Raw genomic sequence first — 13,161 nt, forward strand, 5'->3', positions numbered from 1 at the left:
GCCATGGCCCGCAGCGGCGGGTCGGAGGTCGACCGAACTGTCCGACAATCGTTGTCCGCGAGGTTGATACGCTTGGGAAAGCACTCCGCACCGCGTCCGCTGCCGTTCGCCCGGCCCACCGACACGGTGCCCCACCGGTCCCGAGCATCGCGATCCCATCGTTCCCGAAACACCCGTCCGCCCTGGCTGGCAGTGACCGTCGTCCCGCTGGGAGTGCTCGCTGCCGCGGCCACCACGACGGCTGGGGCCGGCCAATCCGCGGCTCCGCAGGCGTCCGACACGGCGAACGTGACGTCGGCGTCCCCGAACCCCCTCCCCCGCGTCGTGGACGCCTCGCCGGTGACCGCTGAGCGCCCCGCACCGCCCCCGGCACCCGCACCGCCTCCACCGCCACCGCCACCTCCCGCGAGCGTTGCCAACGGGTCGGTGCCAGAGGCCAACTACGTCGCGTATCGTGATGCCGCCCAGTCGATGTCGCAGTCGAGTCCCGCGTGCGGGATCGAGTGGCCGATGATCGCCGGGATCGGGCGCGTCGAGTCACACCACGCGAACAACGGCAATGTGGACCCGGCCAGCGGAGATCTACGCGATCCCATCTACGGGCCGACGCTGAACGGAACGCTGGCGGGCAACGAGGTCATCACCGACACCGATCACGGGCAGCTCGACGGAGACGCGCACTATGACCGCGCCGTCGGGCCGATGCAGTTCCTGCCGTCGACGTGGGAGACGTATGCGTCGGACGGCAACGCCGACGGAAAGGCCGACCCGCAGAACGTGTTCGACGCCGCCCTGGCGACGGCCCGCTATCTCTGCGACGAGCAGGGGGACCTGCGCGATCCGAAGGATCAGGTGGCCGCGATCCTGCGATACAACAATTCGATGACCTACGTCGATGACGTACTGGGCCACGCACGCACGTACTGAACGCAGAAGCCCCAGGTCAGGGTGCGCTCAGGAAAGCCTGCAGTGCAGCCGAATACATGGCCACGTCGGCAGCCCCCATCATCTCGCGGGCGCTGTGCATCGCCAGCTGTGGGGCGCCGACGTCGATGGTGGTCAGCCCGGTTCGTGCCGCCGTGATCGGTCCGATCGTCGAACCGCAGGGTAGATCCGCGCGATGGGTGTAGCGCTGCATCGGCACCCCGGCGTTCTCGCACGCCACGGCGAACACCGCTTCGCCCACCGCATCCGAGGCGTAGCGGAGATTCTGGTTCACCTTGAGTACCGGGCCACCGTTGATCGCGATCCGGTGCGACGGCTCGTGCCGTTCGGGATAGTTCGGGTGGGTCGCGTGCGCCATGTCCCCGGACACACAGACACTGCCCGCCATCGCCTGCAGGTAGTCGGCACGAGAGCCGCCCCGCGCCAGCACGATCCGTTCGATGATCGTCGCCAGGAAGCCCGAGGCGGCACCACGCTCGGAACCGCTGCCCACCTCCTCGTGGTCGAACAGCGCCAGGACCCGGGTGGGGATCGACGGCTCGCCGTCGAGGAGGGCCCGTAGGCCCGCGTAGCAGGTTCCCTGATTGTCCAGCCGTGGCGCACTGAGCAATTCGTCGTCGGCACCGATCAGGCGGCTCGGCGCCACATCGTGGGTCATCAGTTCCCACCCCAGCACCGATGTGGGGTCGATCCCGGCGTAGCCCGCGACCCACTCCAGCACGTCCGGCGCCTCGGGGTTCAACGACCAGATCGCATCGACGTGCCGCTGCGGGTCGAGGGTGACGCCCTTGCGGTCCTCGGAGAGGTGAATCGCCAACTGCGGCACCCGCACCACCGGCTCGGTCACGTGGACGAGCACATGGTCGACACCGCCTCCGGACCGGAAGGCGAGCCGGCCGGACAGACCGAGATCACGGTCGAGCCACGAGTTCAGCCAGGCCCCGCCATAGGGCTCGAGCGGCACCATTCCCAGGCCCGCGGACGTCTTCGCAGGCCGCTGCTTGACCCTTAGGTTCGGGCTGTCGGTGTGGCCGCCGACGATTCGAAAGGTGTTGCCGTCTCCGGCGTCCCAGGCGATGATCGACCCGCCGCGGATCACATAGTTCCGGCCGCCGGGCCCCGTCCACTCCTGGTCCTCCGCGAGTCGCACGTACCCGGCGGCCTCGAGTTCGGCGGCGACGGTGGCGCACACGTGAAACGGTGACGGCGACGCGTCGATGAACTTGCCGAGCCCCTCGGCTGTCGCGGTCGTCGTCATGGTCATCGAGAGGACTCCGTTCGTCGTCGGTTCACCGGGCGGGTCTCGGGCGGATTACGGGCGGGGACGGGTGACGGACGGGGTCGTCGGCACCTTCGCACCGCCGACCGCGGCCATCGTCACCAGGACCGACACCATCAAGACGAGTTCGCCGAGGTTGCCGACCCACAGCACCGAGCTACCGATCGGTGCGGCGATCAACATCACCAGGGCACCGACGAACAGCCACGGGAAACCTGCGTAGCGCCATGCGACCATGCCCAGGACGATCAATGCCAACACGGTGATGATGGCGGGGATTGGCGCTCCCTCGACGCCCGTGTTCACATATCGCAGGGCGTCGCCGGCGTCCTCAGGTGCCAGGTCGAGCCGTACGACGTCCTCGACGATCCCGATCAGGATCAGCATCGCCACGAGCGCCCAGCCGCCGAGAACGACGTTGCGGGTGCGTGCCTGCTCCACTCCGAGTCGCGCCACCAGGTTGCCGGCGACGATGATCAGCAGCGGCGTCATCACCGCGTGAATCCAGAAGCGCGGCATGTTGATTGCCATCAGCGTGTCGCCGTAGCCGACGACTCTGCCGATGGCGACGACGATGTTGTCGTAGGCGAGGCCTACGCAGATCGCGGCGACGAGCCCCGCGACCGCACCGACCTTCGGTAACAGTCGCAGCGCGAGCGCACCGACCACGAGCATCGCGACACCGATGGCCGCCATGATCACCGAGGTCATCGGGCTGTGGTCATCAGGCTGCGGCGAGGACCGAGTCGATGACGGAGTAGAACAGGCCGAGCCCGTCGTCACTGGGTCCCGTCAACGGTTCGGTCGCGTGCTCTGGGTGCGGCATCAGTCCGACGATGCGGCCGTCGCGGCTCGAGATTCCCGCGATGTCGAGGGCAGATCCATTGGGGTTGCCGCCGGCGTAGGTGAAGACGATCTGTCCTTCGCCCTCGAGTTCCTCGAGTTTGCCGGGCGGGGCGACGTAGCGCCCTTCACCGGACTTGAGCGGGATCAGGATCTCCGCGCCGAGTTCGAACCGGGTCGTCCAGGTGGTGGTGTTCGACTGCACCTTCAGCCACTCGTCACGGCAGATGAAGTGCAGACCCTCGTTGCGGGTCAGCGCCCCGGGAAGCAGGCCTGCCTCGCACAACACCTGAAAGCCGTTGCAGATGCCCAGCACCGGCATTCCCTTGGCGGCGGCGTCGACGACGGAACCCATCATGGGAGCGAATCGCGCGATGGCGCCGGCGCGCAGGTAGTCGCCGTAGGAGAAGCCGCCCGGGACGATGACGGCGTCGACGGACTTCAGGTCGGCGTCGCCGTGCCACAGCTCGACCGGCTCCGCGCCGGCGATGCGCACCGCGCGGACGGCGTCCACGTCGTCGAGGGTGCCCGGGAAGGTGATGACCCCAATTCGAGCAGTCATGCCGGAGCCTCCCCTACTCCGCGACGCGGGAGACGTTGAAGTTCTCGATCACCGTGTTGGTGAGGAGCTCCTCGGCGATGCGCTCGAGGGTGACGTCGTCGACGGTGTCGTCGACCTCGAGTTCGAAACGCTTACCCTGCCGGACATCGGCGATCCCGGAGAACCCCAGGCGACCCAACGCCCCGACGATCGCCTGGCCCTGCGGATCGAGGATCTCGGCCTTCGGCATCACATCGACCACCACTCGCGCCATGGGCAGTTGCTCCGTTCTCACAGGTGCGCAGTTCCGGCGATCAGCTTACCGGTACGCCGGCCCCGTCGAGTGGGCGCCACTTCTCGTTGACTGGGCGCCGCTTCTCGTTGACTGGGCAAGGCCGTGCCGCCGGTGCTACCCACTCAACCGAAAACGGCGCCCAGTCGACGGGAAACGGCGCCCAGTCGACGGGGCAAGAACGTCAGAGAACGGCCTCGATGGCCGAGACCACCGTCGGGTCGGTCGGCTCGGTGCGGGGACGGAACCGATTGATCACGGTGCCGTCGGCGCCGACCAGGAACTTCTCGAAGTTCCACTGCACGTCGCCGGCCTCGCCGTCGGCGTCGGGGGCCTTGGTGAGTTCGGCATATAGCGGGTGCTGGTCGTCGCCCTTCACGTCGGCCTTCTCCAGCAGCGGGAAGGTGACGCCGTAGGTCGTCGAGCAGAATGTCGCGATCTCCTCGGCCGTGCCGGGCTCCTGCCCCATGAACTGGTTGCAGGGCATACCGACGACGGTGAGTCCGCGGTCGCCGTACGTCGTGGCGATCTCCTCGAGGCCGGTGTACTGCGGGGTCAGGCCGCACTTGCTGGCGACGTTGACGACCAGCAACGGGCCCGCAAAGTCGGAGAGAGCGAGTGCGCTGCCATCGAGCGCCTTGACCGGGATGTCCTTGATATTGCTCACGGATCCGACGCTATCGCAGGCTCCGAGCCCATCCGGAGGCTGTGATCCGAATCACCCGCGCCTGCGAGATATGTGCGATCTCACCAATAATTGCGTGGACGATATAGTTGCGTGCGCGTAACTTTCTTGGGGTGTCCACGTCCGAAGAGTCTCGCGATGCCACGACGGCACTCGATGCCGCCTGCGCGACCTTCGTCGAATTCCTGGAGCGACTCAACTGTGTCGGCCAGGCGAAGACGATGGACGCGCTCGCCGCAACCGACCTGACCTTCTCCCAGATGCGCGTCCTGTTCGGGCTGGCCGCCCACTACGACGCCGGCGAAGACATGTCGGTCAATGACATCGCCGACCACGTCGGACTGTCACTGGCGGCGGCCGGGCGCACCGTCGACAAGCTCGTCAGCCTCGACCTCGTGGACCGCCGCGAGGACCCGACGGATCGCCGGGTCAAGCGGATCTCCCTCACTGCCGCCGGAACGCAGGTGGTGACCACCCAACTCGACATCAAACGCGAGACCGTACGAGCCTTCGTGACCGGGCTGTCACAGCCGCTGCGCGACGACCTGAACCACGTTCTCCGAGCCATCATCGACGCCGATGTCGATCACTTCTCGGTGTCGACCGATCGCACGTCCACCCCCTCGACTCCAGACCACACACAGAAAGCCACTTCATGACCTCCTCATCCACTCCGGCGCACGCGCATGCGGGCCCACCGGACACCAAACTGGACCGGCACGTCCTGATGGTCGCCGGCGTGGTCGTGCTCGGCGCGATCATGTCGATCCTCGACGTCACCGTGGTCGCGGTCGCGCAGAACACCTTCCAGCAGGAGTTCAACACCGATGCGGCCGGCGCTGCCTGGACCGCGACCGGCTACACGTTGGCATTGGCCGCCGTCATCCCGCTGTCCAGCTGGGCGGCTTCACGGTTCGGCACCAAGAAGGTGTACCTGACCTCGCTGGTCTTGTTCATCCTCGGCTCGGTGCTGTGCGCCCTCGCCTGGAACATCGGATCGCTGGTCGCCTTCCGCGTCATCCAGGGTCTCGGCGGCGGCATGCTGATGCCGATCGGCATGATGATCCTCACCAAGGCGGCCGGGCCCGAGCGTGTCGGATCGGTCATGGCAGTGCTCGGTATCCCGATGCTTCTCGGACCGATCGGCGGCCCGATCCTGGGCGGCCTGCTCATCGAGAAGGCCAGCTGGCACTGGGTCTTCCTGATCAACGTGCCGATCGGCATCGTCGCTCTCGTCTACTCGTGGTTCGTGCTGCGTGACGACGAGGCGACGTCGCGTCCGAAGATCGACATCATCGGCCTGCTGCTGCTGTCGCCGGGTCTCGCGCTGTTCCTGTTCGGCATCTCGTCGAGCGCGGAGCACCGCACCTTCATGAGCGCCAGTGTGCTGATCCCCGCGATCGTCGGCGCCCTCCTCATCGCCGGATTCATCTGGCACGCACTGCACACCGACAAGCCACTGCTGGATCTGCGGTTGTTCCGCAACCGCACCCTCTCGGTCGCCGTGATCACCATGACGTTGTTCATGATCGCGTTCTTCGGTGCCGCACTGTTGTTCCCGCAGTACTTCATCGGTGTCCGCGGCGAGTCCACGCTCACCGCCGGTCTCCTGCTCGCACCGCAAGGCCTGGGCGCCATGCTGACCATGCCGATCGCCGGTCGCATGACCGACAAGATCGGTCCCGGCAAGTTCGTGCTCGGCGGAATCCTCCTGCTCCTCGCGGGCATGTCGGTGTTCGTGTTCCTCGGCGCAGAAACCTCGTATCTGCTGCTGTGCGGTGCCCTGTTCGTCCAGGGTCTCGGCATGGGTATGACGATGATGCCGATCATGTCCGCCGCCCTCGCGACGTTGAACAACGCGCAGGTGCCCGACGGCTCCACGCTGATGAACGTCGTGCAGCAGAGCTCGTCGTCGATCGGTTCCGCGGTCATCTCGGTGGTCCTGGCCAGCGGACTGGCCGGCAGCATGCAGGCCGGCGTTGCGATCACGTCGAACACGGCACCGCAGAACCTGCCGCCGGAGCTGCAGAACGCGCCGATCCCGCCGTCGTTCTTCGAGTCCGCTGCCGACATCTTCGGCTCGACGTTCCTGGTGTCGGTCGTGCTCATCGCATTGACGTTCATCCCGGCGCTGTTCCTGCCGCGCAAGAAGATCGCCTCGCCGCTGGTGGAAGAGGACATGGATCAGCCCTCGCCGATCATCATGCACTGACGCCAGCGCAACTCCCGTCGCCACCGTGCCCAGCACGGCGGCCCGGAACGTACGTCGTCGACGCGACCAGCACGGCGGCCGACAGAACCCAGAAAATCACCGAGAGAACCCACCCGCACTGCAGACGCGGGCATCCGTCCAAGACGGTGGGTTCTCTCGGTGATTTTCTGGGTTCTGTCGGCGTGAAAGGAGGTTCTGTCGGCGTGAAACCGGGTTCTGTCGGCGAGATTCCGGGTTCTCTCGGCGTACGCCCCTCAGTCAGTCGGGAGCGACCGCCCCCGTCTGCTGCAGAATCCACGCCAACTCGAACGCGACTTCCTCCCACTGCTTGTAGCGTCCGCTGACACCGCCGTGGCCTGCCGACATCTCGGTCTTGAGCAGGATCGGATTACCCGACGTGCTCCGCTCCTGGAGCCGCGCAACCCATTTCGCCGCCTCGGTGAACAACACTCGGGTGTCGTTGAGTGACGTGAGGGCGAGGATCGGTGGGTATGGCTTCGCCTCGACGTTCTCGTACGGCGAGTACGACCGCATGTAGGCGTACACCTCCGGGTCGTGCAGCGGGTTGCCCCACTCGTCCCATTCGATGACCGTCAGCGGCAACGAGGGATCGAGGATGGACGTGAGCGCGTCCACGAACGGCACTGCCGCGAGAATGCCGTTGAACAGCTCCGGGGCCAGGTTGGCCACCGCCCCCACCAGCAGGCCGCCCGCAGAGCCGCCCTCGGCGACCATCTGTCCCGGCGTCGTCCACCCCGTGTCGACGAGATGTTGTGCGGCGTCGACGAAATCGGTGAAGGTGTTCTTCTTGGTGAGCGTCTTGCCGTTGTCATACCAGTAGCGGCCCATCTCGCCGCCGCCACGAATGTGGGCGAGCACGAACACCACCCCACGGTCGAGCATCGACAGCCGCGAAACCGAGAACGATGGGTCGATGCTCGCCTCGTATGACCCGTATCCGTACAGCAGCAGCGGCGCCGGGCGCGCGTCGTCAACGCCCTTGCGGCGCACGATCGACAGCGGGATCTCGGTCCCGTCGGCGGCCGTCGCCCACTCGCGGGTCTGGACGTAGTCGGCCGCGTCGTAGCCGCCCAGAACGGGTTGCCGCTTGAGGAGTTTCAGTTCGCCGGTGGCGACGTCGAGGTCGAGCACCTCCGTCGGATCGATGAAGCTGCCGTAACCGATGCGCAGGCGTGGCGTCGACCATTCGGGGTTGGCCGCGAGTCCTGCCGAACACAGTTCCTGCCGGAATGTGACCTCGTGGAAGTCGGTGGCGGCCGGAATTCCGTCGATCGCCCGCAGGTCGGCGATGGCCATCTTGGGCAGCGCCGCACGGCGGTAGGACAGGACGAGGTAGTCGCGGAAGGCGTCGATGTCCTCGATCCGCCGTTCCGGGTCGTGGGCGATCAGTTCGCGGCGGTCCGCCAGGTCGCCGACGGGCGCGATGTCGATCGCGAAGTTCTCTGCCTTCACGCCGTCCCGGATGTCGTTGTGCACGATCAGGAACTGGTCGGAGCCGTCGATCACCGCGTGTTCGACGCTGTACTCCACACCCTCGACCCGGGGTGCGACGCTGTGGAACTCGCCGGTCGGATCGTCGGCCGCCAGGACGTAGACCTCCGAGGTGACCTTGGAGCCGACCCCGATCATCAGGTACTTGTCACTGCGTGTTGCACCCATGCCGACCCAGTATCGCTCATCGGGCTCGTGGAACACCCGCACGTCGTCGGTGCCGGCTCCGATGTCGTGGCGCCACACCGTGTCCGGCCGCCACGCGTCATCGACGGTCTGGTAGAAGACATGTCGCGCATCCGCCGACCACACGGCACCGCCGGCTGTATTGGCGATGACGTCGTCGAGCAGGTCGCCGGTTCGAAGGTCCTTGAACCGCAACGTGTACCGCTCGTCACCGACGACGTCGGTGCTGTAGGCAAGCCAGTTGCCGTCGTCACTGACCGTCAACGCGCCCAGGCTGAAGAAGTCGTGACCCTCGGCCTCGATGTTGGCGTCCAGCAGGACCTCTTCACCGGGCAGCGGCGCGTCGGCGACGACCTCCGGTGGCGTCCAGTCGTCGTCGCCGGCGATGGGACACCGGCAGCGCGACCCATACTGCTTGCCCTCCTCGGTGCGGGCGTAATACCAATACCTGCCGCGGCGACTCGGGACCGACATGTCGGTCTCCTGGGTGCGACTCTTGATCTCCCCGAAGATGTCGGCGCGCAGACCCTCGAGACGGGCGGTGTGCGCCTCGGTGAAGGCGTTCTGTCCCTCGAGGTATGCGATGACCTCAGGATCGTCCTTGTCGCGCAACCATTCGTAGTCGTCGACGAAGGTGTCGCCGTGGTGGGTACGTTCGCTGGGCACCTTCTTGGCGACCGGCGCGTGGACGTCGGTGGTCACTGTCATCTCCTACTCGTTCCCCGGCCACTCATCGAACGATCTCTGCGAGATCCATTCGTAGGCCTCGATATAGCGTTCTCGGGTGCGTTCCACCACGTCATCCGGCAGGGACGGCGGCGGCTGATCGGCAACTCGATCCCAACCGGAGTCCGGCCCGGTGAGCCAGTTCCGCACGATCTGTTTGTCGAAACTCGGCTGCACCTGCCCCGGGCGATACGTTGCCGCCTCCCAATACCGAGACGAGTCCGGGGTCAACACCTCGTCGGCCAGCACGAGTTCTCCGCTCTGGCCGATACCGAACTCGAACTTGGTGTCCGCCAGTATGATCCCCCGCTCCGCCGCGAGCTCCGCACCGCGGCGGTAGATGTCGAGGGTGGTGGACCGGAGCCGCTCCGCCCGCGCCGTCCCTTCCTGCTCGACGACACGGTCGAACGAGATGTTCTCGTCGTGGTCGCCCTGCGCGGCCTTGGTGGCGGGGGTGAAGATCGGCTCCGGAAGCCTGCTGGCTTCCTCCAGACCGGAGGGGAGTTGGACCCCGCACACCGAACCCGTCGCCTGGTAGTCGAGCAGGCCCGACCCGGTGAGATACCCACGCGCCACACATTCGACCTGAACCATCGGCAGGCGATGGACCACCATCGACCGCCCCACCACCTCGGCGGGAATCCGCTCGTCGGTCGGCCCGCCCGCGAGGTGATTGGGCACGCCGAGAACGTCGAACCAGAAGAAACTCATCGCGGTCAGGATGCGCCCCTTGTCCGGGATGACCGGGCTCAGGATGTGGTCGTAGGCCGAGATGCGGTCGGACGCCACCAGCAGCAGGGTGCCCGCATCGATCTCGTAGATCTCACGCACCTTGCCCGACGCCACGTGTGTGTATGACTGCAGTTCAGGACGCATGGCTTCGACACTAGAGGTATGAGACGCTGCAACGCGTGACGGGCCCACAGATCTCCATCACCTACTGCACCCAGTGCAACTGGCTGCTGCGCGCGTCGTGGATGGCCGGCGAGTTGCTCAACACCTTCGGGACCGACCTGGGCTCGGTGACCCTGGTACCCGGTACGGGCGGGGTGTTCCACATCGATGTCGACGGGCAACAGGTGTGGGAACGCAAGCGCGACGGCGGGTTCCCGGACGCGGTCACCCTGAAGAAGCTGGTCCGCGACGTCGCTCTGCCGGACTGGAATCTCGGCCACGCGGACCGGAGTGCGGACCCTTCGTGACGGTCCTCCGCAAGCTCCGGACCTCCTCAGGGATCGAGGGGGAAACTCCTCCGCACCCGCTTGACCTCTTCGGGGAGCGAGGGAATCCTCCGCACGCCGCTGCCTGGGGAGCCCGCGACGCCACCCGTTGCCTGAGGAGCCCGCGACGAAGGAGCGGGCGTCACGAAGGCGTACCGACTGGTCAGAGGATCGGCGCAGGAGTGTACGTCGCCGCGTCGGGGTACTCGGCGATGACCTTCTCGGCCGCGGCGACCACGTCGGCGACCTGCTGTTCGGCGGCTCCGACGAACACCGTTTTGTCGGCGAGCAGTGCGTCGAGTTGTGCGCGATCCAGCGGGATGCGGTCGTCGGCGGCCAGCCGGTCGAGCAGGTCGGGCTCGCGGCCCTCTTCACGCATGGCGAGCGCCACCGCAACCGCGTTCTCCTTGATCGCCTCGTGAGCAGTTTCTCGCCCGACACCGGCCCGCACCGACGCCATCAACACCTTGGTCGTGGCGAGGAACGGCAGGTACCGGTCGAGTTCGTTGGAGATCACCGCCGGGTAGGCGCCGAACTCGGCGAGCACGGTCAGGAACGTCTCCATCAGGCCGTCGATGGCGAAGAAGGCGTCGGGCAGCGCCACCCGGCGCACGACCGAGCAGAACACGTCGCCCTCGTTCCACTGGGCACCGGCGAGCTCGGCGGCCATCGACCCGTAGCCGCGCAGCACCACCTGCAGCCCGTTGACCCGTTCGCAGCTGCGGGTGTTCATCTTGTGCGGCATCGCCGAGCTGCCCACCTGCCCCGGCTGGAAACCCTCGGTGACAAGTTCGTGGCCGGCCATCAGCCGGATTGTGTGCGCCAGCGACGACGGACCCGCCGCGAGCTGCACCAAGGCCGAGACGACGTCGTGGTCGAGGGAGCGGGGATAGATCTGCCCCACGGATGTGAGCGACCGGGCGAACCCGAGGTGATCGGCCACCCGTGACTCGAGGTCGGCGAGCTTGATCGCGTCGCCACCGAGCAGGTCGAGCATGTCCTGCGACGTCCCCATCGGCCCCTTGATCCCGCGCAGCGGGTAGCGGTCGATCAGCTCCCGCACCCGGGACAACGCGATCATCAGCTCGTCGGCCGCGCTCGCGAACCGTTTGCCCAGCGTGGTGGCCTGAGCGGCGACGTTGTGGCTTCGACCCGCCATCACCATCGCCGAGTATTGGGCGGCCCGGTCGACGATGCGGGCGAGCACCGCGACGCCGTGCGCGTGCACATGCTCGAGCGAACGCATGATCTGCAGTTGCTCCACGTTCTCGGTGAGGTCGCGGCTGGTCATGCCCTTGTGGATCTGTTCATGACCGGCCAGCGCGTTGAACTCCTCGATGCGGGCCTTCACGTCGTGCCGGGTGATCCGCTCCCGCTCGGCGATGGAGTCGAGGTCGATCTGGTCGACGACCTTCTCGTAGTCGGCGATCGCATTGTCGGGGACGTCGATGCCGAGGTCCCGCTGCGCCTTGAGGACGGCGATCCACAGTTCGCGTTCGAGCGCGATCTTGTGGTTCGGCGACCAGATCTCCGCCATCTCGGGAGAGGCGTAGCGGCCGGCCAGGACGTTGCTGATGGAGGGCTTCGACACGCACACAGTCTAGTCGCGGTGTGTCGACGCCAAAGAATCCGTCGACTCCGCGGTCACAGCGCGAAGCAGGCCCACCCCGACCCGTACCCCTGATGAACCGGGAACACCGCGATCGGACCGGTGGCTCCGTTCTGTGTCGCATAGAGTTCGGTGGTTGCAATTCGTCGCGGAACCCATTTGGTCGTCGCGATCGCGCCGTACGCAGGGGCCACTCCGATGACGCGGGCCGGCCCACCCCGGGGACGTTCCCAGAACGTCACGGCGCCCGAGGAGTTCACGTCGACCGTGAGTTCGTACAAGCAGCCTGTCCCGTAGACGATCGAGGAGAACGGCACCCCCGCATCGACCTTCCCGACCGGCGCGGCCGACGCCTGCCCGGGCACCGCTACCCCGGCCGCGGCGAGCGTCGCCGCGGCGGTGACCGCCAAACGCCGGCTCAGCGCCTGTCGTCGTCCCGATCCCATGGTCCGCTCCCCTCGTCGGCCGATCCTCTGCTACTCCCGAGGCGCGAGCACCTCGATGACTTCGATCAACGCGTCCCGCGCGGCCATGTACGGGCTGACCTGACGCAGTCCCAACGCGCCCACGACCGCGCCGTCCTCCACCGCGATCAGCTGCTGGACGTGGGCCGGCTCGGCCACCCGGAACGATCGCTGCAGGACGTCGGAATGCATCTCCGCCAACATCACCCACCGATCGATGACGACATCCTTCAGCCTTGGATACCGGGCGGCGAGCGCGAAGGTCTCGTATCGCGCGGCCAACGTCTCGATGGTCGTGTCGGGCCCGACGAACACCTCGGCAAGCGCATCCGCCGTCGCGTGCCCGCCGCGTCGTCGACGTGTCACGGCATCCCGACGCTGCGCGATGCACTTCTCCTCGTGATGACAGACGTGGGCGGCGGCCTCGGCCATCAGATCCTCAAGCGATCCGAAGTAGTACGTGGTCGATGCCAACGGAAGCTGCGCCCGTTCGGCGACCGCACGGTGACGGACAGCGTCGAAACCGCCTTCGAGCAGCAACTCTCCGGCGGCCTCGATGAGTCGGGACCGACGTCGCAGCCCCTTCGGGGTCGCCGCCGAAGTCATGGAATCATGCTGCCAAAGCGGTTGCCCACGGGGTGTTGCTT

The 13,161-nt window shown here is 66.8% G+C and carries 14 protein-coding genes; 4 read left to right on the forward strand and 10 right to left on the reverse strand.

What is annotated here, in order from left to right; genetic code table 11:
- Positions 1-72: 72 nt before the first annotated feature.
- A complete protein-coding gene (locus VZC37_RS05365) occupies positions 73-927 on the forward strand; it encodes a lytic transglycosylase domain-containing protein (RefSeq protein WP_431309321.1) in 855 nt (284 codons plus the stop codon).
- Positions 928-943: 16 nt separating this feature from the next.
- On the opposite strand, the gene VZC37_RS05370 is transcribed toward VZC37_RS05365, so the two are convergent.
- The 5 genes from VZC37_RS05370 to VZC37_RS05390 form a co-directional block, all read right to left on the reverse strand.
- Positions 944-2,209 (reverse strand): M18 family aminopeptidase, encoded by a 1,266-nt coding sequence (locus VZC37_RS05370; protein WP_330431367.1) that lies wholly within the window; start codon positions 2,207-2,209, stop codon positions 944-946.
- A gap of 48 nt (positions 2,210-2,257) precedes the next feature.
- Positions 2,258-2,935, reverse strand: coding sequence for a hypothetical protein (locus tag VZC37_RS05375; protein ID WP_330431368.1), 678 nt, complete (start codon positions 2,933-2,935; stop codon positions 2,258-2,260).
- A gap of 13 nt (positions 2,936-2,948) precedes the next feature.
- Positions 2,949-3,629 (reverse strand): phosphoribosylformylglycinamidine synthase subunit PurQ, encoded by a 681-nt coding sequence (gene purQ, locus VZC37_RS05380; RefSeq protein ID WP_330431369.1) that lies wholly within the window; start codon positions 3,627-3,629, stop codon positions 2,949-2,951.
- 13 nt (positions 3,630-3,642) lie between these two features.
- Positions 3,643-3,882 carry a phosphoribosylformylglycinamidine synthase subunit PurS gene (gene purS, locus VZC37_RS05385; RefSeq protein WP_330431370.1) on the reverse strand — a complete coding sequence of 80 codons (240 nt, stop codon included), beginning with the start codon at positions 3,880-3,882 and terminating at the stop codon, positions 3,643-3,645.
- Between the two features lie 202 nt (positions 3,883-4,084).
- On the reverse strand, positions 4,085-4,567 hold the full coding sequence (locus VZC37_RS05390; RefSeq protein ID WP_330431371.1) for a glutathione peroxidase: 483 nt from the start codon (positions 4,565-4,567) through the stop codon (positions 4,085-4,087).
- 131 nt (positions 4,568-4,698) lie between these two features.
- Here VZC37_RS05390 and VZC37_RS05395 point away from each other — a divergent pair, with 131 nt between their 5' ends.
- Together VZC37_RS05395 and VZC37_RS05400 are read left to right on the forward strand one after the other, a co-directional pair.
- Positions 4,699-5,244 (forward strand): MarR family winged helix-turn-helix transcriptional regulator, encoded by a 546-nt coding sequence (locus VZC37_RS05395; RefSeq protein ID WP_330431372.1) that lies wholly within the window; start codon positions 4,699-4,701, stop codon positions 5,242-5,244.
- Positions 5,241-6,797, forward strand: coding sequence for a DHA2 family efflux MFS transporter permease subunit (locus VZC37_RS05400; protein ID WP_330431373.1), 1,557 nt, complete (start codon positions 5,241-5,243; stop codon positions 6,795-6,797). The genes VZC37_RS05395 and VZC37_RS05400 overlap by 4 nt, the downstream gene beginning before the upstream one ends.
- A gap of 258 nt (positions 6,798-7,055) precedes the next feature.
- On the opposite strand, the gene VZC37_RS05405 is transcribed toward VZC37_RS05400, so the two are convergent.
- Both VZC37_RS05405 and VZC37_RS05410 read right to left on the reverse strand, forming a co-directional pair.
- Positions 7,056-9,203 carry a S9 family peptidase gene (locus VZC37_RS05405; RefSeq protein ID WP_330431374.1) on the reverse strand — a complete coding sequence of 716 codons (2,148 nt, stop codon included), beginning with the start codon at positions 9,201-9,203 and terminating at the stop codon, positions 7,056-7,058.
- Positions 9,204-9,206: 3 nt separating this feature from the next.
- Entirely contained in the window at positions 9,207-10,097 is an 891-nt protein-coding gene (locus tag VZC37_RS05410; RefSeq protein ID WP_330431375.1) for a phosphoribosylaminoimidazolesuccinocarboxamide synthase, read from the reverse strand.
- Positions 10,098-10,132: 35 nt separating this feature from the next.
- Here VZC37_RS05410 and VZC37_RS05415 point away from each other — a divergent pair, with 35 nt between their 5' ends.
- Positions 10,133-10,423, forward strand: coding sequence for an Rdx family protein (locus VZC37_RS05415; protein WP_330431376.1), 291 nt, complete (start codon positions 10,133-10,135; stop codon positions 10,421-10,423).
- A 181-nt stretch (positions 10,424-10,604) separates the two neighbouring features.
- On the opposite strand, the gene purB is transcribed toward VZC37_RS05415, so the two are convergent.
- From purB to VZC37_RS05430, 3 genes are read right to left on the reverse strand one after another with little or no spacing between them, the layout of a single operon-like run.
- The gene (gene purB / locus VZC37_RS05420; protein ID WP_330431377.1) at positions 10,605-12,032 is read right to left on the reverse strand and encodes an adenylosuccinate lyase; all 1,428 of its coding nucleotides are present in this window, start codon (positions 12,030-12,032) and stop codon (positions 10,605-10,607) included.
- A 53-nt stretch (positions 12,033-12,085) separates the two neighbouring features.
- On the reverse strand, positions 12,086-12,496 hold the full coding sequence (locus VZC37_RS05425) for a hypothetical protein (protein ID WP_330431378.1): 411 nt from the start codon (positions 12,494-12,496) through the stop codon (positions 12,086-12,088).
- Positions 12,497-12,526: 30 nt separating this feature from the next.
- Positions 12,527-13,120, reverse strand: coding sequence for a TetR/AcrR family transcriptional regulator (locus VZC37_RS05430; protein ID WP_330431379.1), 594 nt, complete (start codon positions 13,118-13,120; stop codon positions 12,527-12,529).
- Positions 13,121-13,161 lie beyond the last annotated feature (41 nt).

Source organism: Gordonia sesuvii, from assembly GCF_036350415.1.
Lineage (GTDB): Bacteria > Actinomycetota > Actinomycetes > Mycobacteriales > Mycobacteriaceae > Gordonia > Gordonia sesuvii.

Coding starts and splice junctions, on each gene's coding strand:
- VZC37_RS05430 (WP_330431379.1), bottom strand. CDS start 13,120: ATGACTTCGGCGGCGACCCCGAAGGGGCTGCGACGTCGGTCCCGACTC.
- VZC37_RS05405 (WP_330431374.1), bottom strand. CDS start 9,203: ATGACAGTGACCACCGACGTCCACGCGCCGGTCGCCAAGAAGGTGCCC.
- VZC37_RS05400 (WP_330431373.1), top strand. CDS start 5,241: ATGACCTCCTCATCCACTCCGGCGCACGCGCATGCGGGCCCACCGGAC.
- VZC37_RS05425 (WP_330431378.1), bottom strand. CDS start 12,496: ATGGGATCGGGACGACGACAGGCGCTGAGCCGGCGTTTGGCGGTCACC.
- VZC37_RS05375 (WP_330431368.1), bottom strand. CDS start 2,935: ATGACCTCGGTGATCATGGCGGCCATCGGTGTCGCGATGCTCGTGGTC.
- VZC37_RS05370 (WP_330431367.1), bottom strand. CDS start 2,209: ATGACCATGACGACGACCGCGACAGCCGAGGGGCTCGGCAAGTTCATC.
- VZC37_RS05410 (WP_330431375.1), bottom strand. CDS start 10,097: ATGCGTCCTGAACTGCAGTCATACACACACGTGGCGTCGGGCAAGGTG.
- purS (WP_330431370.1), bottom strand. CDS start 3,882: ATGGCGCGAGTGGTGGTCGATGTGATGCCGAAGGCCGAGATCCTCGAT.
- purQ (WP_330431369.1), bottom strand. CDS start 3,629: ATGACTGCTCGAATTGGGGTCATCACCTTCCCGGGCACCCTCGACGAC.